The organism is Enterobacter sp. I4, assembly GCF_022669095.1.
GTDB lineage: Bacteria > Pseudomonadota > Gammaproteobacteria > Enterobacterales > Enterobacteriaceae > Enterobacter > Enterobacter pasteurii.
Window position 1 is genome coordinate 326,151 of the sequence record NZ_JALBUO010000002.1, and the last position, 19,949, is coordinate 346,099.

Consider the following 19,949-nt stretch of genomic DNA (forward strand, 5'->3'; position numbering starts at 1 on the left):
CATGCTTTTTAAACCTGGGAAAAAAACAGGATTACGGATCTTAAGTTCGGGGCTGATGGTACTGTCGCTCGGAACATACGCCGATAAACTCGATATCACCTTTACCGCTAATATCCGCGACACCACCTGCGATATGAAAATTGAAGGCGGCAGCGGGGATGGCTCCAGCAACGTTATTCCCATTGGTACTAACGGCAAGGTGCGCCTGGATTACATCATCCTGAAAAATGCCAAAGCAACGACCAACTTTAAGCTCAAAATGGTCTCTTGCCCGTCGAGTCTGACGTCCCTGAAAACCACCATTAGCGGTAGTGCCAGCCCGCTGACTACGGCAGTTAAAAACTCACTCTCCGGCGAGGGCAGCGCGGAGAACATTGGCGTGGCAATTTCCCGTACCGCCACTCCGGACCAACCCTTCGTCATTAATTCATCCACCGATACTCAGCGCCTCGTCTGGTCGAGCGGAGAGATCAGTGCTGGCGAAGTTTCACTCCTGGCGACGCTGGTGGAAACCGCAAGCGGGCAAGGCATGACCGGCAACTTTAGCGGTATCGCTACGTTTAATTTCACCTATGAATAACTGGCGCAATACGGAGCGTTGATATGAAAAAGAAAATGACTTCACTGGTGCTTGCGATGGCTGCCATTCTGCCTTTCGTTTCTTCAGGCGCCATTACGGGTACCACAAGCGTTCAGGCCACGTTCACCTCCACCATTGAAGCAGGTACCTGTAATGCCGAGATTCAGGATGCGAGCGGAGCCCCGATAAGCATTTTGCCGTTTGGCGATGTGTTTAAGTCCGACCTGGTGAGCCAGAACCGAAGAGGGGCATTTAAAATCGCGTTCACCAACTGTGCCGGGGTAAAAAATGCCGCCATTCAGGCCACGCCGGGTGCGGGTGGCGCCTGTACCGGCAATGCCAGAAATGGAACCTCATATGCAGCCGGGCATAACGTTGGTTTTGAAATCTGGAAGGGGTCTGTCGACTCGGGTTCCCTGCTGAACTGCGCCACAGCCCCGACTTCTGTCGTTAACCTGTCTAACGGGACGGGGAAATTTGAAATGGATGCGCGCATCGTCATTGCTAAAGATAAAACAATTTCTGACGTGACCACGGGTTCGGTCAGCGCTCCCGTGACCTTTATCGTGACCTATCAATAATGTTTATTCAGACAGGTAGCTTAAACAGGATGTTCCACTCCCGCTTAATCTTCAGAGAGGCGATACCATGGCTCGCCCTCTGCCTGGGGTTTCCCGCAGCAGGTTTTGCCTCGAGCCTGGACATGGATATGACGGCAAACATTATCAACAATACGTGCCAGGTGAGCGTGCCAGAAAATGGAAACGTGACGCTGCCAACGGTGGGAAAGGGGTGGTTTTATACCGCGGAGGGCACCGACAGACTAACGCCTACAGACCCCGCGGGAGGAACCCGCTTCATGATTCAGGTGGTGGACTGTAGCGGAGATGAATCCGGTTCCGGGCAGGCGCTGCACTTCACCTTCAAACCGCAGGGTGCCCAAACTGCCGGCATGTCAAAACAGATATTCAGTAATGATACGCCTGCCCTGACAGGCGGCGCTGAAAATGTCGGGATTGTAATTTTTTCGGAATCGACTAATCAAAACGTCCTCGACAGCGACGGGCAGTCTGATGTGGCGGTCAAAATAGCGTCCCCCTCAGACCAGCAAAGCTATTTGAAAGCGTATAACTTTTACGCCCGCTATCAAAATTACGGCCCGGTCAGTGCAGGAAAAGTGACCGCGCGCGCATTGGTCAGCGTGACATATCGCTAACAGGCAACGCTAAAAGGAACAATTATGGCACAGCGTCCTGGGATAACAGTGTCCCCACGTTTTAACGGTTTTATCATTTTATTTATGCTTTTAACCATGAGCGCCTTTTACGCCCATGCCGCCGAGGAGTGCCAGGTTGGTAGTGCTAAGCCACGTGCGGTTGGCGATTTCACGGGTGGAAAACCAACGCTGAGAGCCGTTGATGCCGTCACCGCGCCTACAAAAATCAGTTCACTCTATCCCTTAAGTCTAACCCCCCGGTTAATGAGCGTATGCTCAGGTGGACAGCATGGAGAAAACATCTTCACCGCAACACGACCTAACCTGCAGGTTGGCAGCGTTGACGGAAAAGCCTTATTCAAAACCAATGTCACCGGCATTGCTTATGCGCTGGCGTTTAGAACAAAAGGTACAGGGGTTACGGCCTATTTTGCCCCCAGCACAAGCTGGTTTCTGACGTTGCATATGGAAGATCAGGATGAATTATTGCAATACCAGACCTGGGAGGCCGCGGTCGAGTTTTATCAGCTTCCCAGCTTTGCCGGCGTTCCCGCAGAAGTAATCTCTGTTGGCCCTGCAGGAGGGACAATCGGAGACTTTGGTATTGGCGATCCCTATGCGCCTAATGATGACCATCCAGGCACAACCATCAGCATCGCCGATATGGCATTCGCAACACCCATAGAAAAACCGACCTGCACGCTCACGGCCCCTAAAACCGTAGACCTGGGGGATTATGGTGTATCCGATATTGAGAACGATAACACGCTAAACGCGTATGCGGTGGTGTCCGGAAATTGCACCAACACCCGTAAAATCACCATGACGTTAACCACCAGTAAGACAACCGGGACCGATGGCTCTCTGCTCGCCAACACCGCATCCTCGAACGCGGCAAAAGGCGTAGGCGTGTTACTGAAGTGGCCGGACAACAGCCAGGTTGTACCAAACTCAACTAACAGCTACAGCACGAGCGAGAACACTACCATTGCATTATTCAGCCGGTTACTTACGGCCCGGTTAGTTAAGTCTGGTACAGAAAAAGTCACCTCAGGCACGTTCAGCGCCATCGGCACCTTGCAGTTCACCTACGAATAGCTATCCCTGCGGCTGGTTACTGACCAGCCGCGACATGGTCTCCAGCGAATCCGTTCTTAAGATATACAGGCGCTTCAGCAAGAACGGATTATCCCCCGGCTTTACCTTCCCCTTCATCGTTGTCACCGCCAGATGAAAACCGGCGTCGTTCGCGGCCTTTATCGCTTTATTGTCGTAGCCGCCAAACGGGTATGAGAGATACAGCACGCGCGGGTTAAACTGCGCCAGCGCCCGGCGCGAGCGTTCAAAATCAAACAAAATCACGTGATAGCTGCGGCTCAGTAAAATCGGATGTTTATACCCGTCCACCCGATGCAGGAAGTGCGTATGGGACTGAATATCAAACACGTCCTGGATGCCCTTAAGCTCCTGAATGCTCATAAACTGTAGCGATTTAGGATCCCATTTCTGCGGATGTCTCTTAATGCGGGATGAGATAATAAACGCCGTGGCGTTGAAACCGTACTCTTTCAGAACAGGGTAAGCGTAGCGGCTCACTGATTTCAGCCCGTCATCAAAGGTGATCGCCACCGATTTGGCAGGCAGATTCAGTTTGTTACGCACGTACCCTTCCAGCTGATACATCGTCAGGGTGGTATATCCCTGGTCACGCAGCCAGGCCATCTGGTTATTGAACGCGCGCACGCTGGTGGTGGTTGACGTGTGTCGAAAGCGCGTGTTCTCTTCATCACGCAAAATATGGTGGTAGGTCAGTACCGGCAGACCGTTATCCTCCTGCGCGTCCAGGCTGCTTATCCACGCCAGACGATTACCAATGCGGATCTGATACCAGGTCTGATTCAGGCGGTCTTTAAGTTTATTCAGGATCGGATAACGCAGGTTGGCGCTAAGGGTGCCAAACGGCGCACTTCCGCTGCTGGGGGCGTTGTAGACGGGCGTGTCTTTCCATGTGATGAGATTTTGATTGCTGAGCGGCTTGTTCAGATCGCCCAGGCTGTCCTCCACGCGCTGCTTACCCTGCACTTTCTCCAGGTGGTCTTTATCAATAAACCCGGTACCGAATCCAAAACGAAACTCGTAGTAGTCAGCCGCCGCCGGAAAAACGGCGAGGATCTGCCCGGCGCGGACATTGCCCACGTTCACCACGGCGTTGCCCACCTGCGCCCAGATGGCCGCATCCTCAGTGGTTTGCATATATTGGGAAGGAAGCCCCTGCTGCGTTGTCAGGCTGGCAGATGCCCCACCGGAAACCAGCAGCAACAGGATAAAGATAACGCGCTTGAGCATGGGATATAAATCGACACGGAAAATCAGTCGCTATTGTAGCAAAAGCGGCATCAATACCAATGTTTAATGCTTATACAGATCGTGAAGCAGAACGAAAGGTGGGTTCTTCTGCTGCTGGTGCCACAGGCTGCTCACCCCCGGCGCCCCCTGCGCCACAATGGCGTGACGAAACTCGGCACTGCTTAATGATGCGCGAAGCGGGTACATGGCTTCGAGCAAAGGCAGGCTGATACCGGAGATCACTTCACAGCTGTCGTGCTTGTGGCTCATCAGGGCAGCCGCGCGGTAAGGCGCCGCGCCGGACCTGTCGGTGAGAAAAATCACACCATCGCCGGAGTCGGTTTCATGCAGCGCGTCGCACATCATGCGGCTAAGCATGTTGGTGCTTAATCCGCGCCAGTAATTGACCGCACGACACTGCGCCAGGGGGCCAAATCTGGCTTCCAGCTTATCCAGCATAACCTGTGCCTGTTCATCGTGGCAGGTGATAACCCATCCCAGCATAACGTCTCTCCTTAGCAGGCAAGTAGTTTAGCCGAGTGAAGGTTAGTTTACGGTGATAACTGTCAAAGAAAGTGCCCGGCAAACGGAACGTTGCCGGGCTGAGGATTAGCTGCGCAGACCGCGCCCGCGCTGGATCAGATACCAGCACAGCAAATAGAACGCCACGATAAAGACCACCAGCACCATTACGGTAGTAAACAGCGGCACATCAGTAATGCCGAGGAAACCAAAGCGGAAACCGCTGATCATGTAGACAATCGGGTTCAGGTGCGACAGCGCCTGCCAGAACGGCGGCAGCAGCGTCAGGGAGTAGAACACCCCGCCAAGATAGGTCAGCGGCGTCAGCACGAAGGTCGGGATCAGGCTAATATCGTCAAACGTTTTGGCGAACACAGCGTTCAGCAGTCCGGCCAGCGAGAACAGGATTGCGGTCAGCAGCAGCGTCAGCGCGACGAACAGCCACGAATGAACCTGGAACGGGACGAAGAACAGCGAAATGGCCGTCACCAGGATCCCCACGCACAGGCCGCGCGCCACGCCGCCGCCGACGTAACCGGCGATGATCACATGCGTTGGCACCGGCGCCACCAGCAGCTCTTCAATGTTACGCTGGAACTTGGCGCTAAAGAACGACGACGCAACGTTTGCGTAAGCGTTGGTGATCACCGCCATCATGATCAGGCCCGGCACGATAAACTGCATATAGGTAAAGCCGTGCATCTCACCAATGCGGGAACCAATCAGGTTACCGAAAATGATGAAGTAAAGGGTCATGGTGATAACCGGCGGTACCAGGGTTTGCACCCAGATGCGCATAAAGCGGTTGATCTCTTTCGCCCAGATGCTTTTCAGCGCGACCCAGTAAAGATGCGTCATGCCTTGTCTCCTTGTTTGTCGTGCACCAGAGAGACAAACAGCTCTTCCAGTCGGTTTGCTTTGTTGCGCATGCTTAACACCTGAATACCCTGCGCGCTCAGCTGTGAGAACACGCTGTTGATGCCCTGCTCGCGCAGCACTTCCACTTCTAGCGTCGAGGTATCCACCAGGCGATAGTTGTAGCCCTCGAGCTTCGGCAGCGCGCTTTTCGCCGCCAGATCGAGGATAAAGGTCTCTGACTTCAGCTTGGAGAGCAGATTCTTCATCGAGGTGTTTTCCACCAGCTCGCCGTGCTGAATGATGCCGATGTTGCGGCACAGCATTTCCGCCTCTTCAAGATAGTGCGTGGTCAGAATGATGGTGGTGCCCTTATCGTTCAGATCCTTCAGGAATCCCCACATGGAACGACGCAGTTCAATATCCACGCCTGCGGTTGGTTCATCGAGAATAAGCAGCTTCGGTTCATGCATCAGCGCGCGGGCAATCATCAGGCGGCGCTTCATGCCGCCGGACAGCATCCGCGCACGCTCGTTACGCTTCTCCCACAGGTCGAGCTGCCTGAGGTATTTTTCGCTACGCTCAAGGGCCTCTTTACGCTCAACGCCGTAGTACCCCGCCTGGTTAACAACAATCTGCTGCACCGTTTCAAACGGGTTGAAGTTGAACTCCTGCGGCACCAGCCCCAGCTGACGCTTGGCGTTGACCACATCTTTTTGCAGATCGTAGCCAAATACGCTGACGCGGCCGGAGGTTTTGTTCACCAGAGAGCTGATAATCCCGATAGTGGTGGATTTCCCCGCCCCGTTCGGCCCCAGAAGGGCGTAGAAATCGCCCGCCTCGACTTTGAGATCTATCCCGCGTAGCGCCTGAACGCCGCCGGGATAGGTTTTTTTGAGCTGTTCAAGCTCCAGTGCAATCGCCATGAATTCAACTTACCTTAAGTTCTGACACACGTTGTGTGGTTTCATTAAAAGTCGGGTTACCCTATAGTAGCGCAACGCAATCACTTGGTTACAGGTCGCTAACCTCCATGAACGACATAGATACACTCATCAGCAACAATGCACTATGGTCAAAAATGCTGGTGGAGGAAGACCCCGGATTTTTTGGAAAACTAGCACAAGCGCAGAACCCGCGCTTTCTCTGGATTGGATGTTCCGACAGCCGCGTCCCCGCCGAACGTCTGACCGGTCTTGAACCCGGCGAACTGTTTGTTCACCGTAATGTTGCTAACCTGGTGATCCATACCGATCTTAACTGCCTTTCGGTCGTTCAGTATGCCGTGGACGTTCTGGAGGTCGAGCACATCATTATTTGCGGCCATTACGGCTGCGGCGGCGTACAGTCGGCCATTGAGAACCAGGAGCTGGGGCTGATCGATAACTGGCTGCTGCACATCCGCGATATCTGGTTCAAACATAGCTCACTGCTGGGTGAAATGCCGCAGGAGCGTCGTCTCGACACCCTGTGCGAGCTGAACGTGATGGAACAGGTCTATAACCTGGGCCACTCTACCATTATGCAGTCGGCATGGAAACGCGGGCAAAAGGTCTCGATTCACGGGTGGGCATACGGTATTCATGATGGCCTGCTGCGCAATCTGGAAGTGACCGCGACCAACCGCGAAACCCTGGAGCAGCGTTACCGTTCAGGGATTGCCAACCTCAAGCTCAAGCACGTTAACCATAAGTAAAGCAGTAGGTTTTCTCCCTCTCCCACAGGGAGAGGGCCAGGCTAAGGACATCAGACCGCACTACTCGTCCAGAATCACAACCTTCCCAACGTATGGCAGATGGCGATAACGCTGAGCGTAATCAATGCCGTAGCCCACCACAAATTCATCCGGGATAGAAAACCCGACGAACTCCACCGGCACCTGCACTTCACGACGCTCAGGTTTGTCCAGCAGCGTGCAGATCGCCAGGGATTTTGGCCCACGCAGGCTCAGGATCTCGCGTACCTTAGAGAGCGTGTTGCCGGAGTCGATGATGTCTTCAACGATTAACACGTCTTTGCCACGAATATCTTCATCCAGATCTTTCAGGATTTTCACATCACGGGTTGTGGACATGCCGCTGCCGTAGCTGGAGGCGGTCATAAAATCGACTTCGTGCGACACCTGCACTTCACGGCACAGGTCTGCCATGAACATGAAGGAGCCACGCAACAGACCAACCAGCACCATTTCGCTGCCGCTGTCCTTGTAATGTTCGGTGATTTGACGACCCAGTTCGGCGATACGCGCTTTGATCTCGGCTTCCGGGATCATCACTTCAACAGTATGTTTCATATTACTAACCACATGATTTTAATGAAAATCTCTCAATGCTGGTGACTATTATTCCGGCATCGAAACGCAAGCCAGCCATTATATCAGCAAATGGCTAAGCCTGGCGTATGAGTTATAAAAAGCAAATATTGTGATTCCGATCACACTTGTTAATACCTATAATTAATTGCTAGCAAATAATTAACAAAACTGACGAGTATTTTTCTATGGCTGAAACAAAAACTAAGCAGCCGCGTTTACTGGTGACATTAACAGCCGCGTTTGCCGCATTCTGCGCGCTGTATTTGTTAATCGGTGGCGTCTGGCTGGTCGCTATTGGCGGCTCCTGGTACTACCCGATTGCGGGTCTGGTTATGGTTGGCGTAACCGTTCTGCTCTTGCGCAGAAAACAATCTGCCCTGTGGCTTTACGCGGCACTGCTGCTCGCGACCATGATCTGGGGCGTCTGGGAGGTCGGGTTCGATTTCTGGGCGCTCACGCCGCGCAGCGACATTCTGGTCTTCTTTGGTATCTGGCTGATCCTGCCGTTTGTCTGGCGACGCCTGATCGTTCCGTCCAGCGGCGCCGTGGCCGGCCTGGTCGTTGCCCTGCTGATCAGCGGCGGCATTCTGACCTGGGCCGGGTTCAACGATCCGCAGGAAATTCACGGTACGCTGAACACGGAATCCACGCCTGCTGCGGCTATCTCGCAGGTGGCCGACGGCGACTGGCCAGCCTATGGTCGTAATCAGGAAGGTCAGCGTTACTCTCCGCTGAAGCAGATCAACGCGGACAACGTGAAAAACCTGAAGGAAGCCTGGGTATTCCGCACCGGCGACCTGAAGATGCCGAACGATCCGGGTGAGCTGACCAACGAAGTCACCCCGATTAAAGTGGGCAACATGCTCTACCTGTGTACGGCGCACCAGCGTCTGTTCGCGCTCGACGCGGCCACCGGTAAAGAGAAATGGCACTTCGATCCGCAGCTGAACTCCAATCCGTCGTTCCAGCACATCACCTGCCGCGGCGTTTCTTACCACGAAGCGCGCGCTGACAATGCCAGCCCGGAAGTCATCGCCGACTGCCCTCGCCGCATTATGCTGCCGGTGAACGATGGCCGCCTGTTTGCTATCAACGCTGAAACCGGCAAGCTGTGCGAGACCTTCGCGAATAAAGGTATCCTGAACCTGCAGACCAACATGCCGGACACCACGCCGGGTCTGTATGAACCAACCTCCCCACCGATCATCACCGATAAAACCATCGTGATTGCCGGTTCGGTAACCGATAACTTCTCTACCCGTGAAACCTCTGGCGTTATCCGCGGTTTTGACGTGAACACCGGTAAGCTGCTGTGGGCCTTCGACCCGGGCGCGAAAGATCCAAACGCGATCCCGTCTGATGAACACACCTTTACCTTCAACTCACCGAACTCGTGGGCACCGGCCGCGTATGACGCGAAGCTGGATCTGGTCTACCTGCCGATGGGTGTGACCACGCCGGATATCTGGGGCGGTAACCGTACGCCGGAGCAGGAACGTTACGCCAGCTCCATCGTGGCGCTGAACGCAACCACCGGTAAGCTGGCATGGAGCTATCAGACCGTTCACCACGATCTGTGGGATATGGATATGCCGTCCCAGCCGACGCTGGCGGACATTACCGTGAACGGCAAAACCGTACCGGTAATTTATGCCCCGGCGAAAACCGGCAACATCTTCGTGCTGGATCGCAGCAACGGTAAGCTGGTTGTGCCTGCGCCGGAAAAACCGGTTCCGCAGGGTGCCGCCAAAGGCGACTACGTCACCAAAACGCAGCCGTTCTCTGACCTGAGCTTCCGTCCGGAAAAAGACCTCAGCGGTGCAGACATGTGGGGTGCCACCATGTTTGACCAGCTGGTATGCCGCGTGATGTTCCATCAGCTGCGCTACGAAGGGATTTTCACCCCGCCTTCAGAGCAGGGTACGCTGGTCTTCCCGGGTAACCTGGGGATGTTCGAGTGGGGTGGGATCTCCGTAGATCCTAACCGTCAGGTCGCTATCGCTAACCCAATGGCGCTGCCGTTCGTATCCCGCCTGATCCCACGCGGTCCGGGTAACCCAATGGAGCAGCCGAAGGATGCAAAAGGCAGCGGTACCGAAGCCGGTATCCAGCCGCAGTATGGCGTACCGTTTGGCGTGACCCTGAACCCGTTCCTCTCTCCGTTCGGTCTGCCGTGTAAACAGCCTGCCTGGGGTTACATCTCCGGTCTGGATCTGAAGACCAACAAGATTGTCTGGAAGAAACGTATTGGTACGCCACAGGACAGCATGCCGTTCCCGATGCCGGTTCCGGTGCCGTTCAACATGGGTATGCCAATGCTGGGTGGCCCTATCTCCACCGCCGGTAACGTGCTGTTCATCGCGGCAACCGCAGATAACTATCTGCGCGCGTACAACATGACCAACGGTGAGAAGCTGTGGCAAGGCCGTCTGCCAGCCGGTGGACAGGCAACGCCGATGACCTATGAAGTGAACGGCAAGCAGTACGTCGTCATCTCTGCGGGCGGTCACGGTTCGTTTGGCACGAAGATGGGCGACTATATTGTCGCGTATGCGTTGCCTGACGAAAACAAGTAACTGAAAAGCCGGGTGGCGGCTACGCCTTACCCGGCCTACAGAAATATGCAAAACGGCAACTTCGGTTGCCGTTTTTGTGTCTGTTCCCTCTCCCTTTGGGAGAGGGTCAGGGTGAGGGCATCAGGCCGCACTGTTTTAAACAGTGAACCCCAGCATCATCCCCGTATCCTCATGCTCCAGCAGATGGCAGTGCGCCATATAGGCAAACTCCTTCGGCGCCTCGTGGTCAAACTTCACCAGCACCTCGCTGACGCCGCCCTCCACTCTCACCGTATCTTTCCAGCCCGCGCGATGCGCGTCCGGCGCTTTACCGTTTTCAGTAAGAATGCGGAACTGCGTGCCGTGGATATGGAACGGGTGCAGCATCATGTCGCCTTCGCCTGAAATCACCCAGCGCTCGAACTGTCCCTTCGCGGCGGCGAACATCGGCGTGTTCATATCGAACGCTTTGCCGTTGATCATATTGGCGTTGTGAAAATCAAACCCGTGACCGCCGTGATCCATGCCGCCCATCCTGCCGTGATCCATGTTCATATGGCCCATCATCTGACCATGGTGCATCCCGGCCATGGCCTGATTGCCATACTTTTTCATCAGCGCCTGCATGCCCATCATGTCGAGCATCGGATCCATGGAGAGCTGAAGCTTGCGCTGCGTAAGCCCGTCAAGCGAAGGGAGTGCTGGCAGGGTGGTTAAGCTATCCGGCAGCGTGCCAGAGGCAGTAATCTGCAGAGGCTGAATGCGCAACACCGGATGCGGCTTATCGAACGGCGCAACGGCCATCCCCATCTGGCTGACCGGCAGCGTCACAAGGTCAAACGCTTTGCCATCGCTGATATCCACCAGCACCTCGAAGCGCTCGCCCATTAGCATCGGCAGCTCGCTCACCTTCACCGGCTCCGGCAGCAGGCCGCCGTCGCTTGCCACTACGTAAAGCGGACGTTTATCGCTGGTGGCGAAGTTCAGCGAGCGGGCGTTACAGCCGTTAAGCAGGCGTAAGCGCAGCCAGCCTTTCGGGGCGGCATGCTGCGGGTAAATCGCTCCGTTGGTCAGCAGCGTATCGCCAAACCAGCCCACCGCCGCGCTCATCACGTCCAGCTGATAGTCAATTTGCCCGTCAGCGCTGAACTTTTTGTCCTGCACAATCACCGGCACATCGTCGATGCCCCACTGTTTTGGCAGGCGCAGCAGGCGGCTCTCGTCGTCCTCAATCAGCACCAGCCCGGCCAGCCCCATCGCCACCTGATGGCCCGTCTTGCCATGCTGGTGCGGGTGGAACCAGCAGGTCGCCGCGCGCTGTTGCGGGGTAAAGGTCACGCTGCGATGCCCTCCGGCCCTGATTACGCCCTGGGGACCACCGTCCACTTCGCCCGGAACTTCCAGCCCGTGCCAGTGCAGCGTGGTCTCTTCACCCAGCGTGTTATGGATGTCTACCGTCACCGCCTTCCCTTTGCGTAACTGCAACGCCGGGCCGAGCAGATTGCCGTTATAGCCCCACGTCGTCGCGGCGTGCTTGCCGAACGTGGTTTTACCGGACTGCACCACAAGCTGGATGCGGCTGCGGGCATCTGCGGTGAGTAATTCAGGGATGGGTAAAGCGGGTCTGTCCGCGGCAAAAACAGCGCGACTCCAGAGAGGTAATGCGCTGGCAACCCCCAGCGCGGCAGAATATTTCAAAAAATCACGACGTTGCATGTGCATTTCCTTATTTCCAGCAGGCGATCTTTTGAGCATAAACCCTCCCCTTACCGGAAGGTCAAGCACGGCGGCAATAATAAAGATCGTCGGCCTGGCATCAAGTATGCTAACGTTAATTTTCCGTGATGCAGTGGTAAAGGCAATGAAGACGTTTTTCAGAACAATTATGTTCGCCAGCCTGATGGCGATGTGTGCGAACAGCTATGCGCTAAGTGAAAACGAAGCGGAGGATATGGCCGATCTGACGGCAGTTTTTGTTTTTCTGAAAAACGATTGTGGTTACCAGAATTTACCCAATGGGCAAATTCGTCGCGCACTGGTCTTTTTTGCCCAGCAGAACCAATGGGACCTCAGCAACTACGACAGCTTCGACATGAAGGCGCTCGGTGAAGACAGCTATCGCGATTTAAGCGGTATTGGCATTCCCACTGCTAAAAAATGCAAAGCGCTGGCTCGCGATTCGCTCAGCCTGCTCGCCTACGTGAAGTAACCTTCCCGACGCCCCCTGTTGACCCGCTAACCGCTTCACGGCGGTTTTGTGTTGCGCCCATCTGCCGGAAGTAATGGATGTTAACGAAGGAGGTGCTCCCCATGACCGATAAAACGGTATGGCAAGAAACGCTGCATGACCAGTTTGGTCAGTATTTTGCCGTGGATAACGTGCTCTATCATGAGAAAACCGATCATCAGGATCTGATAATCTTCGAAAACGCCGCCTTTGGCCGCGTGATGGCGCTGGACGGCGTGGTGCAAACCACCGAGCGCGACGAGTTTATCTATCACGAAATGATGACCCACGTCCCGCTGCTGGCCCACGGCCACGCGAAGCACGTGCTGATTATCGGCGGCGGCGATGGCGCAATGCTGCGTGAAGTGTCCCGCCATAAGAATGTTGAAACCATCACCATGGTGGAAATCGATGCGGGCGTGGTGTCGTTCTGCCGCCAGTACCTGCCAAACCACAATGCCGGCAGCTATGACGATCCGCGCTTCAACCTGGTTATCGACGACGGCGTTAATTTCGTTAACCAGACCACGCAAACGTTTGATGTGATTATCTCTGACTGTACCGACCCTATCGGCCCGGGCGCGTCGCTGTTTACCTCCTCGTTTTACGAAGGCTGCAAGCGCTGCCTGAAGCCGGGCGGCATTTTCGTGGCGCAAAACGGGGTGTGCTTCCTGCAGCAGGATGAGGCGCTTGATAGCCACCGTAAGCTGAGCACCTATTTTAGCGACGTCAGCTTCTATCAGGCGGCGATCCCCACCTACTACGGCGGGATCATGACCTTTGCCTGGGCGACGGATAACGACGTATTGCGCCATCTCTCAACCGAGATCGTTCAGGCCCGCTTCCACCAGGCCGCACTGACGTGCCGATACTACAATCCGGCCATCCACACCGCAGCCTTTGCGTTGCCACAATATCTGCAAGACGCGCTGTCCTCAAAGGAGGTGAACTAATTGAAAAAGCTTAAACTGCATGGCTTTAATAATCTGACCAAAAGCCTGAGTTTTTGTATTTACGATATCTGCTACGCCAAAACGGCAGAAGAGCGCGATGGTTATATCGCCTATATCGATGAACTCTACAACGCCAACCGTCTGACCGAGATCCTGTCAGAGACCTGTTCGATTATCGGCGCGAATATCCTGAACATTGCGCGTCAGGATTACGAGCCCCAGGGGGCGAGCGTCACCATTCTGGTGAGCGAGGAGCCGGTTGACCCAAAGCTTATTGATAAAACCGAGCACCCCGGCCCGCTGCCGGAAGTGGTTGTCGCCCACCTTGATAAAAGCCATATCTGCGTTCATACCTACCCGGAAAGCCACCCGGAAGGCGGGCTGTGTACCTTCCGCGCGGATATAGAAGTGTCGACCTGCGGGGTGATTTCACCGCTGAATGCGCTGAACTACCTCATCCACCAGCTGGAGTCGGACATCGTCACCATTGATTATCGCGTGCGCGGCTTTACCCGTGATATCAACGGCATGAAGCACTTCATCGATCACGAGATCAACTCCATCCAGAACTTTATGTCCGAGGACATAAAGTCGCTGTACGACATGATGGACGTGAACGTGTACCAGGAGAACATCTTCCACACCAAGATGCTGCTTAAGGAATTTGACCTTAAGCACTACATGTTCCACACGAAGCCAGAAGATTTAAGCGAAGAAGAGCGAAAGGTCATAACCGACCTACTCTGGAAAGAGATGCGCGAGATCTACTACGGCCGCAATATTCCGACCGTGTAAACATTGCCCGAAGCAGGGACGCTTCGGGAGTTACTTCTGCTTCATGAATTCACGGTAGGCATTTACCACTTTCAGGAAGTCCTCCACGCCGCACAGCGACAGGCTCTCTTCATCGTAGTAGCTCATCCCCTCTTCCATCTCATCACCCGAAAACTCCAGCTGGTTGGCGCGCACCATCACCTCTTCGCCATCCATCCACAGGGTGTATTCGTGCCCGGCGCGTTGCCAGGAGCGCTCACTGCCTTTTACCGTACTCGCCGCCTGTTCAACTTCATCCAGCAGCGCGAGGTTCTCTTTCACCTCTTCGTTAAACCAGTGTCCAACGGCTTCGTGCCCCATCGACATACGCACTTTCACCACTCCGGTGATATCACGCAAAAATTCGTAATCCATAGCGTTTTCCTCTGCAAAGCCATTAGGGTAATTATCGCAGCAGAGAGGAAGAAAAAAAGCGGGAGAAGTGGGAGGAATGAAAATAAAAAAATACCCCTCACCCTGGCCCTCTCCCAAAGGGAGAGGGAATATAATCCCCCTCGCCCCTTTGGGGAGAGGGGTTAGGGGTGAGGGGGTGGTTTTTATACCGCGGTCTGGAAGATCACCCCGTCAGCCTTCTCGGTGTACTGAGAGAGCTGGTCGAAGTTGAGATAGCGATAGGTATCCACCGCCGTCTTATCCACCTGCGCGACAAAGGTCTGGTACTCTTCAGGCGTTGGCAGTTTGCCAATCAGCGCGGCAACCGCCGCCAGCTCCGCAGAGGCCAGGTAGACGTTCGCGCCGGTCCCCAAACGGTTCGGGAAGTTACGGGTAGAGGTGGAGACCACCGTCGCACCATCGGCCACGCGCGCCTGGTTGCCCATACACAGGGAACAGCCAGGGATTTCGATACGCGCCCCGCTCTTACCGAACACGCTGTAATATCCCTCTTCCGTCAGCTGCGCCGCGTCCATACGGGTTGGCGGCGCCACCCACAGGCGGGTCGGCAGCTGGCCTTTGTGGGTATCCAGCAGTTTACCCGCGGCGCGGAAGTGGCCGATGTTGGTCATACAGGAGCCGATGAACACTTCGTCGATCTTGTCGCCCTGCACGTCAGAGAGCAGACGCGCATCGTCAGGATCGTTCGGCGCACACAGGATTGGCTCTTTGATATCCGCCAGATCGATGTCGATTACCGCCGCGTACTCCGCGTCAGCGTCGGCTTCCAGCAGCTGCGGATCCGCCAGCCATTTCTCCATGCCCTGAATACGACGCTCCAGCGTACGGCGGTCGCCATAGCCTTCTGCAATCATCCACTTCAGCAACACGATGTTGGAGGTCAGGTACTCAATAATCGGCTCTTTGTTCAGCTTGATGGTGCAGCCTGCCGCAGAACGCTCAGCGGAGGCATCGGTCAGCTCAAACGCCTGCTCTACCTTCAGATCCGGCAGCCCTTCAATTTCCAGGATGCGGCCAGAGAAGATGTTTTTCTTACCCTTCTTCTCAACGGTCAGCAGACCCTGTTTGATGGCATACAGCGGGATCGCATGAACCAGGTCACGCAGCGTGATGCCCGGCTGCATTTTGCCCTTAAAGCGCACCAGCACGGACTCTGGCATGTCGAGAGGCATCACGCCGGTCGCCGCGGCAAACGCCACCAGGCCGGAGCCCGCCGGGAAGGAGATACCAATCGGGAAACGGGTATGGGAGTCACCGCCGGTGCCCACGGTATCCGGCAGCAGCATGCGGTTCAGCCAGGAGTGGATCACGCCATCGCCCGGGCGCAGCGACACGCCGCCGCGGTTCATGATGAAGTCAGGCAGCGTGTGGTGCGTGGTCACGTCAACCGGCTTCGGATACGCCGCCGTGTGGCAGAAGGACTGCATCACCAGGTCAGAAGAGAAGCCCAGGCACGCGAGGTCTTTCAGCTCGTCACGGGTCATCGGCCCGGTGGTGTCCTGAGAACCGACGGAGGTCATCTTCGGCTCACAGTATGCGCCAGGACGGATGCCCGCTACGCCACACGCGCGGCCAACCATTTTCTGCGCCAGCGAGAAGCCGCGATTGCTTTCCGCCACGTCTTTCGCCTGACGGAAAACGTCCGAGTGCGGCAGACCCAGCGCTTCGCGCGCTTTGGTGGTCAGGCCACGACCGATGATCAGCGGGATACGGCCACCGGCGCGCACTTCGTCGATCAGCACGTCAGTTTTCAGCTCGAAGCTTGCCAGCAGTTCGTTGGTTTCGTGGTTACGCACTTCGCCCTTGAACGGGTAAACGTCAATCACGTCGCCCATGTTCAGGTTGCTCACGTCCACTTCAATCGGCAGCGCGCCCGCATCTTCCATGGTGTTAAAGAAGATCGGAGCGATTTTACCGCCGAGGCACAGGCCGCCGCCGCGCTTGTTCGGCACGTGCGGAATATCGTCACCCATAAACCACAGCACGGAGTTGGTCGCGGATTTACGGGAAGATCCGGTACCCACAACGTCGCCGACGTAAGCCAGCGGGAAACCTTTCTGTTGCAGGGCTTCGATCTGTTTGATCGGGCCGACCACGCCTGGCTGATCCGGTTCGATACCTTCACGGGCGTTTTTCAGCATCGCCAGGGCGTGCAGCGGGATATCCGGGCGAGACCACGCGTCCGGTGCCGGAGAGAGATCGTCGGTGTTGGTTTCACCGGTCACCTTAAAGACGGTAACGGTAATTTTTTCAGCCAGCGCTGGACGGTTCAGGAACCATTCGGCATCAGCCCATGACTGCATCACCTGCTTCGCGTAAACGTTGCCCGCTTTGGCTTTTTCTTCCACATCGTAGAAGTTATCGAACATCAGCAGCGTTGAAGAGAGCGCTTTGGCAGCAATTGGCGCCAGCTTATCGTTATCCAGCGCGTCAATCAGCGGATGAATGTTATAGCCGCCCTGCATGGTGCCGAGCAGTTCAATCGCTTTTTCAGGAGTAACCAGTGGGGAGGTGGCTTCGCCTTTGGCAACGGCGGCAAGGAATCCGGCTTTTACGTAGGCAGCTTCATCTACGCCAGGCGGTACGCGGTTGATCAGCAGATCTAACAGGAATTCTTCTTCGCCCTTGGGCGGGTTCTTCAGCAGCTCGACGAGCGCGGCCATTTGGGTTGCATCTAAAGGTTTGGGTACAATTCCCTCGGCGGCACGTTCTGCTACGTGCTTACGGTATTCTTCTAGCACGACGGTTCTCCTCGCTCTCATTGTCATATGCGGCGGGCGTTCTCTTCACGCTCCTGTGAGACAGCAGTTTGTAGGGTAAATGCCCGATACCGCGTCGGGCAGCATAGCAGGATTTCTGCACAGTGTTAATCTGTTTACAAAAAAGCAACATTAAAAAATTTGCTGAATCGTTAAGCATGGTGTAGAGGGCAGCCGAGGGGAAATTTGGCAACAAAAAAACCGCCTGAAAGCGGTTTATTTGTTGCCTTGCGGTGGTAGCACACCGGGTTGGCAGATTTGCGGCAATCCCAACGCGATGAATTTTGCATCACAACCCGCTGGCTTGCAAGCCATCATGTCAGTTTTGCGTAGCGTCTTCCTGTTTCGAATGAAAACACTTTTAACTTCATTTTTAGCCTTCTGAATTACCACCGAGTCGATTACTCTTCTCCTCGGCCTGCTTCGCTGGTGTAGCAACCAGTCACCGGGCCCGGGAGCAGTTCCGTAACCTACGCGGCAATCCCAATTTGCCAGGTTCTGCCTTTCCCGGTGAAGAATGAACCCGCGTAGCCTGTACAGGAACGCACGCAATGGAGATGCGAATCACTGCGCTGATCGTTGTGCTCGGTTTACTGCTTACGGCACTGCACGGTGGCTGGAACATATCCGACATCACGGTGCTGTTTGTTGTCAACCTCGGCAACTAGCTGCTGGCCGCTCGCAAGAGCGGCCTTCTGATATCCCAGCGGCTTTTCAGCTATCACATATAATTGTGTAATAAATACTCACACTCTTTATCCGGACGTACCGGCAGCTCCCCAACAAAAGTCAAAACAGTAAAAGGCGAGTGAATAATACTCACGCCAACCGCAACGCCTCACGGCACTGCACTCGTCTCGCTGGAGTCAATTTATGAAGTTGCCATTTAAACCACATCTTCTTGTTCTGCTTTGCAGTGCGGGGCTGTTTGCCGCCTCAGGCACCATGTTCGTTAAAAGCCGCACGACGGAGCCTGCCCCCGCTGCTCCGGCGGCACAACAACCCACAGCACCGCCAGCCCAGTCCGCACCGGTTGTCGCACCGGCCTACACCGCCGCGCAAATCGATCAGTGGGTTGCCCCCGTCGCGCTTTATCCGGACGCCCTGCTGTCGCAAATTTTCATGGCGTCCACCTACCCGTCTAACGTTATTCAGGCGGCGCAGTGGTCAAAGGACAACCCTAAAATGCAGGGTGATGCCGCCATTCAGGCGGTTGCCGGCCAGCCGTGGGATCCCAGCGTAAAATCGCTGGTCGCGTTTCCTCAGCTGATGTCGCTGATGGGTGAAAACCCGCCGTGGGTACAAAATCTGGGGGATGCGTTTCTCGCTCAACCGAAGGATGTCATGGATTCCGTCCAACGCCTGCGCGCGCTGGCACAAAAGACCGGCGCCTTACAATCAACGCCGCAGCAGACGGTCACTACCGTCACAAAACCTGCCCCGGCAAAAACAACGGCATCAACCACGACAGCGGAAACGACCACCTCTCCGACGGTGATTAAGATTGAATCCACCGATCCGCAGGTGGTTTACGTCCCGACGTATAACCCGAATACGGTTTACGGCACCTGGCCTAACGCCGCTTACCCGCCGGTATATCTCCCGCCCTCGCCCGGCGAGCAATTTACCGACAGCCTGGTTAAAGGTTTAGGCTTCAGCCTCGGGGTCACAACAACCTACGCTATTTTCAGCAATATCGACTGGGATGACGACGATGACTGGGATCACCACCATCATGATGATGACTGGGACCACCATGGCGGCTATAACCGCAACGGCGACAACAACATCAATATCAACGTGGATAATTTCAACAAGATTGGCGGACTGCGCCTGAACGGCGACAACCGTACCTGGCAGCACAACCCGGCGTATCGGGAAGGTGTGCCTTACCCGACTAACCAGCTGGCTAGCCGTTTCCATTCCACAAACGCCGCTACCGGACTAAGCGCGACGCAGCGAACGCCGGCCAGTCGCGACAGCCAGCGCCAGGCGGCGCTCAGCCAGATGGAAAAATCGACGGGTAAAACCTTTACACCGTCGGCGCATACCGGAACGCGGGATGCCCGGCGTCTCGCCTCAGCGCAACAGCTGAAGCAGATTTCGCAGCGCAATAGCTATCGTGGGTACGACACCCGGCCGCAAACCGTAAAACGGACGGCTACACCGGTGCGTGAAAATCATCAGGCTGTCGGGAAGCGAGTTGCACAGTCGGCGCAGCAGCCGGCCAGGGTGCACCGTGCCAATGCGTTGAGCGGCAATGACAGCCGCTCCGGTAGCTGGCAAGCACAGCAGCAGCGAGGCGCGCAAAGCCGTCAGCTCTCGGCGCACCAGCAGCTGCCTCGCCAGCGCTCTGTCGAACGCGCGGAACACCGCGAATTTCATCATCGTTAAG

At 55.5% G+C, this 19,949-nt stretch carries 18 protein-coding genes; 10 read left to right on the forward strand and 8 right to left on the reverse strand.

Going from position 1 to position 19,949, the window contains the following annotated elements:
- Nucleotide 1: 1 nt before the first annotated feature.
- From MOQ06_RS13875 to MOQ06_RS13890, 4 genes are read left to right on the forward strand one after another with little or no spacing between them, the layout of a single operon-like run.
- A complete protein-coding gene (locus tag MOQ06_RS13875; RefSeq protein ID WP_148420115.1) occupies nucleotides 2–580 on the forward strand; it encodes a fimbrial protein in 579 nt (192 codons plus the stop codon).
- A gap of 23 nt (nucleotides 581–603) precedes the next feature.
- Nucleotides 604–1,161, forward strand: a complete 558-nt coding sequence (locus MOQ06_RS13880) for a fimbrial protein (protein ID WP_242173589.1) — start codon at nucleotides 604–606, stop codon at nucleotides 1,159–1,161.
- The gene (locus MOQ06_RS13885) at nucleotides 1,161–1,796 is read left to right on the forward strand and encodes a fimbrial-like protein (protein ID WP_242173591.1); all 636 of its coding nucleotides are present in this window, start codon (nucleotides 1,161–1,163) and stop codon (nucleotides 1,794–1,796) included. Before MOQ06_RS13880 ends, MOQ06_RS13885 begins: the two co-directional genes overlap by 1 nt.
- A 24-nt stretch (nucleotides 1,797–1,820) precedes the next feature.
- Entirely contained in the window at nucleotides 1,821–2,894 is a 1,074-nt protein-coding gene (locus MOQ06_RS13890; protein ID WP_242173593.1) for a fimbrial protein StkG, read from the forward strand.
- On the opposite strand, the gene MOQ06_RS13895 is transcribed toward MOQ06_RS13890, so the two are convergent.
- The 4 genes from MOQ06_RS13895 to MOQ06_RS13910 all read right to left on the reverse strand — a co-directional run bounded on the left by MOQ06_RS13895 (nucleotide 2,895) and on the right by MOQ06_RS13910 (nucleotide 6,445).
- Nucleotides 2,895–4,142, reverse strand: coding sequence for a polysaccharide deacetylase family protein (locus MOQ06_RS13895; protein ID WP_242173595.1), 1,248 nt, complete (start codon nucleotides 4,140–4,142; stop codon nucleotides 2,895–2,897). It lies immediately after the preceding gene.
- A 63-nt stretch (nucleotides 4,143–4,205) separates the two neighbouring features.
- On the reverse strand, nucleotides 4,206–4,646 hold the full coding sequence (locus tag MOQ06_RS13900) for a PTS sugar transporter subunit IIA (protein WP_176608693.1): 441 nt from the start codon (nucleotides 4,644–4,646) through the stop codon (nucleotides 4,206–4,208).
- Between the two features lie 105 nt (nucleotides 4,647–4,751).
- Nucleotides 4,752–5,522 carry an ABC transporter permease gene (locus tag MOQ06_RS13905; RefSeq protein WP_176608694.1) on the reverse strand — a complete coding sequence of 257 codons (771 nt, stop codon included), beginning with the start codon at nucleotides 5,520–5,522 and terminating at the stop codon, nucleotides 4,752–4,754.
- Nucleotides 5,519–6,445 (reverse strand): ABC transporter ATP-binding protein, encoded by a 927-nt coding sequence (locus MOQ06_RS13910; RefSeq protein ID WP_148420108.1) that lies wholly within the window; start codon nucleotides 6,443–6,445, stop codon nucleotides 5,519–5,521. Before MOQ06_RS13910 ends, MOQ06_RS13905 begins: the two co-directional genes overlap by 4 nt.
- Nucleotides 6,446–6,552: 107 nt before the next feature.
- Between MOQ06_RS13910 and can the strand changes: the two genes are divergently transcribed.
- On the forward strand, nucleotides 6,553–7,215 hold the full coding sequence (can, locus tag MOQ06_RS13915) for a carbonate dehydratase (RefSeq protein WP_148420107.1): 663 nt from the start codon (nucleotides 6,553–6,555) through the stop codon (nucleotides 7,213–7,215).
- 60 nt (nucleotides 7,216–7,275) lie between these two features.
- Here the strand turns inward: can and hpt are convergent, their stop codons facing one another.
- Nucleotides 7,276–7,812 (reverse strand): hypoxanthine phosphoribosyltransferase, encoded by a 537-nt coding sequence (gene hpt / locus MOQ06_RS13920; protein WP_148420106.1) that lies wholly within the window; start codon nucleotides 7,810–7,812, stop codon nucleotides 7,276–7,278.
- Nucleotides 7,813–8,018: 206 nt separating this feature from the next.
- Between hpt and MOQ06_RS13925 the strand changes: the two genes are divergently transcribed.
- Nucleotides 8,019–10,409, forward strand: a complete 2,391-nt coding sequence (locus MOQ06_RS13925) for a glucose/quinate/shikimate family membrane-bound PQQ-dependent dehydrogenase (RefSeq protein WP_193355775.1) — start codon at nucleotides 8,019–8,021, stop codon at nucleotides 10,407–10,409.
- Nucleotides 10,410–10,544: 135 nt separating this feature from the next.
- Here the strand turns inward: MOQ06_RS13925 and cueO are convergent, their stop codons facing one another.
- On the reverse strand, nucleotides 10,545–12,104 hold the full coding sequence (gene cueO, locus MOQ06_RS13930; protein ID WP_242173597.1) for a multicopper oxidase CueO: 1,560 nt from the start codon (nucleotides 12,102–12,104) through the stop codon (nucleotides 10,545–10,547).
- A 145-nt stretch (nucleotides 12,105–12,249) separates the two neighbouring features.
- Here cueO and MOQ06_RS13935 point away from each other — a divergent pair, with 145 nt between their 5' ends.
- The 3 genes from MOQ06_RS13935 to speD all read left to right on the forward strand — a co-directional run bounded on the left by MOQ06_RS13935 (nucleotide 12,250) and on the right by speD (nucleotide 14,363).
- On the forward strand, nucleotides 12,250–12,597 hold the full coding sequence (locus MOQ06_RS13935) for a YacC family pilotin-like protein (RefSeq protein WP_148420103.1): 348 nt from the start codon (nucleotides 12,250–12,252) through the stop codon (nucleotides 12,595–12,597).
- A gap of 101 nt (nucleotides 12,598–12,698) precedes the next feature.
- Nucleotides 12,699–13,568 carry a polyamine aminopropyltransferase gene (speE, locus tag MOQ06_RS13940; RefSeq protein WP_148420102.1) on the forward strand — a complete coding sequence of 290 codons (870 nt, stop codon included), beginning with the start codon at nucleotides 12,699–12,701 and terminating at the stop codon, nucleotides 13,566–13,568.
- Nucleotides 13,569–14,363 carry an adenosylmethionine decarboxylase gene (speD, locus tag MOQ06_RS13945; protein ID WP_148420101.1) on the forward strand — a complete coding sequence of 265 codons (795 nt, stop codon included), beginning with the start codon at nucleotides 13,569–13,571 and terminating at the stop codon, nucleotides 14,361–14,363.
- 30 nt (nucleotides 14,364–14,393) lie between these two features.
- Here the strand turns inward: speD and yacL are convergent, their stop codons facing one another.
- Nucleotides 14,394–14,756: a protein YacL gene (yacL, locus tag MOQ06_RS13950; RefSeq protein ID WP_148420100.1), complete on the reverse strand. Its 363-nt coding sequence runs from the start codon at nucleotides 14,754–14,756 to the stop codon at nucleotides 14,394–14,396.
- Between the two features lie 182 nt (nucleotides 14,757–14,938).
- A complete protein-coding gene (acnB, locus tag MOQ06_RS13955; protein ID WP_148420099.1) occupies nucleotides 14,939–17,536 on the reverse strand; it encodes a bifunctional aconitate hydratase 2/2-methylisocitrate dehydratase in 2,598 nt (865 codons plus the stop codon).
- An 891-nt stretch (nucleotides 17,537–18,427) separates the two neighbouring features.
- On the opposite strand from acnB, the gene MOQ06_RS13960 reads away from it, so the two are divergent.
- Complete coding sequence (locus MOQ06_RS13960) at nucleotides 18,428–19,948, forward strand: DUF3300 domain-containing protein (protein WP_242173599.1); 1,521 nt, start codon at nucleotides 18,428–18,430, stop codon at nucleotides 19,946–19,948.
- Nucleotide 19,949 lies beyond the last annotated feature (1 nt).

What these genes read in the sequence shown, in the direction of transcription:
- MOQ06_RS13890 (WP_242173593.1), top strand. Translation starts at nt 1,821, where the DNA reads ATGGCACAGCGTCCTGGGATAACAGTGTCCCCACGTTTTAACGGTTTT.
- yacL (WP_148420100.1), bottom strand. Translation starts at nt 14,756, where the DNA reads ATGGATTACGAATTTTTGCGTGATATCACCGGAGTGGTGAAAGTGCGT.
- MOQ06_RS13960 (WP_242173599.1), top strand. Translation starts at nt 18,428, where the DNA reads ATGAAGTTGCCATTTAAACCACATCTTCTTGTTCTGCTTTGCAGTGCG.
- hpt (WP_148420106.1), bottom strand. Translation starts at nt 7,812, where the DNA reads ATGAAACATACTGTTGAAGTGATGATCCCGGAAGCCGAGATCAAAGCG.
- MOQ06_RS13895 (WP_242173595.1), bottom strand. Translation starts at nt 4,142, where the DNA reads ATGCTCAAGCGCGTTATCTTTATCCTGTTGCTGCTGGTTTCCGGTGGG.
- MOQ06_RS13925 (WP_193355775.1), top strand. Translation starts at nt 8,019, where the DNA reads ATGGCTGAAACAAAAACTAAGCAGCCGCGTTTACTGGTGACATTAACA.
- MOQ06_RS13905 (WP_176608694.1), bottom strand. Translation starts at nt 5,522, where the DNA reads ATGACGCATCTTTACTGGGTCGCGCTGAAAAGCATCTGGGCGAAAGAG.
- cueO (WP_242173597.1), bottom strand. Translation starts at nt 12,104, where the DNA reads ATGCAACGTCGTGATTTTTTGAAATATTCTGCCGCGCTGGGGGTTGCC.
- speE (WP_148420102.1), top strand. Translation starts at nt 12,699, where the DNA reads ATGACCGATAAAACGGTATGGCAAGAAACGCTGCATGACCAGTTTGGT.
- MOQ06_RS13885 (WP_242173591.1), top strand. Translation starts at nt 1,161, where the DNA reads ATGTTTATTCAGACAGGTAGCTTAAACAGGATGTTCCACTCCCGCTTA.
- MOQ06_RS13900 (WP_176608693.1), bottom strand. Translation starts at nt 4,646, where the DNA reads ATGCTGGGATGGGTTATCACCTGCCACGATGAACAGGCACAGGTTATG.
- MOQ06_RS13910 (WP_148420108.1), bottom strand. Translation starts at nt 6,445, where the DNA reads ATGGCGATTGCACTGGAGCTTGAACAGCTCAAAAAAACCTATCCCGGC.
- MOQ06_RS13875 (WP_148420115.1), top strand. Translation starts at nt 2, where the DNA reads ATGCTTTTTAAACCTGGGAAAAAAACAGGATTACGGATCTTAAGTTCG.
- MOQ06_RS13880 (WP_242173589.1), top strand. Translation starts at nt 604, where the DNA reads ATGAAAAAGAAAATGACTTCACTGGTGCTTGCGATGGCTGCCATTCTG.
- MOQ06_RS13935 (WP_148420103.1), top strand. Translation starts at nt 12,250, where the DNA reads ATGAAGACGTTTTTCAGAACAATTATGTTCGCCAGCCTGATGGCGATG.
- can (WP_148420107.1), top strand. Translation starts at nt 6,553, where the DNA reads ATGAACGACATAGATACACTCATCAGCAACAATGCACTATGGTCAAAA.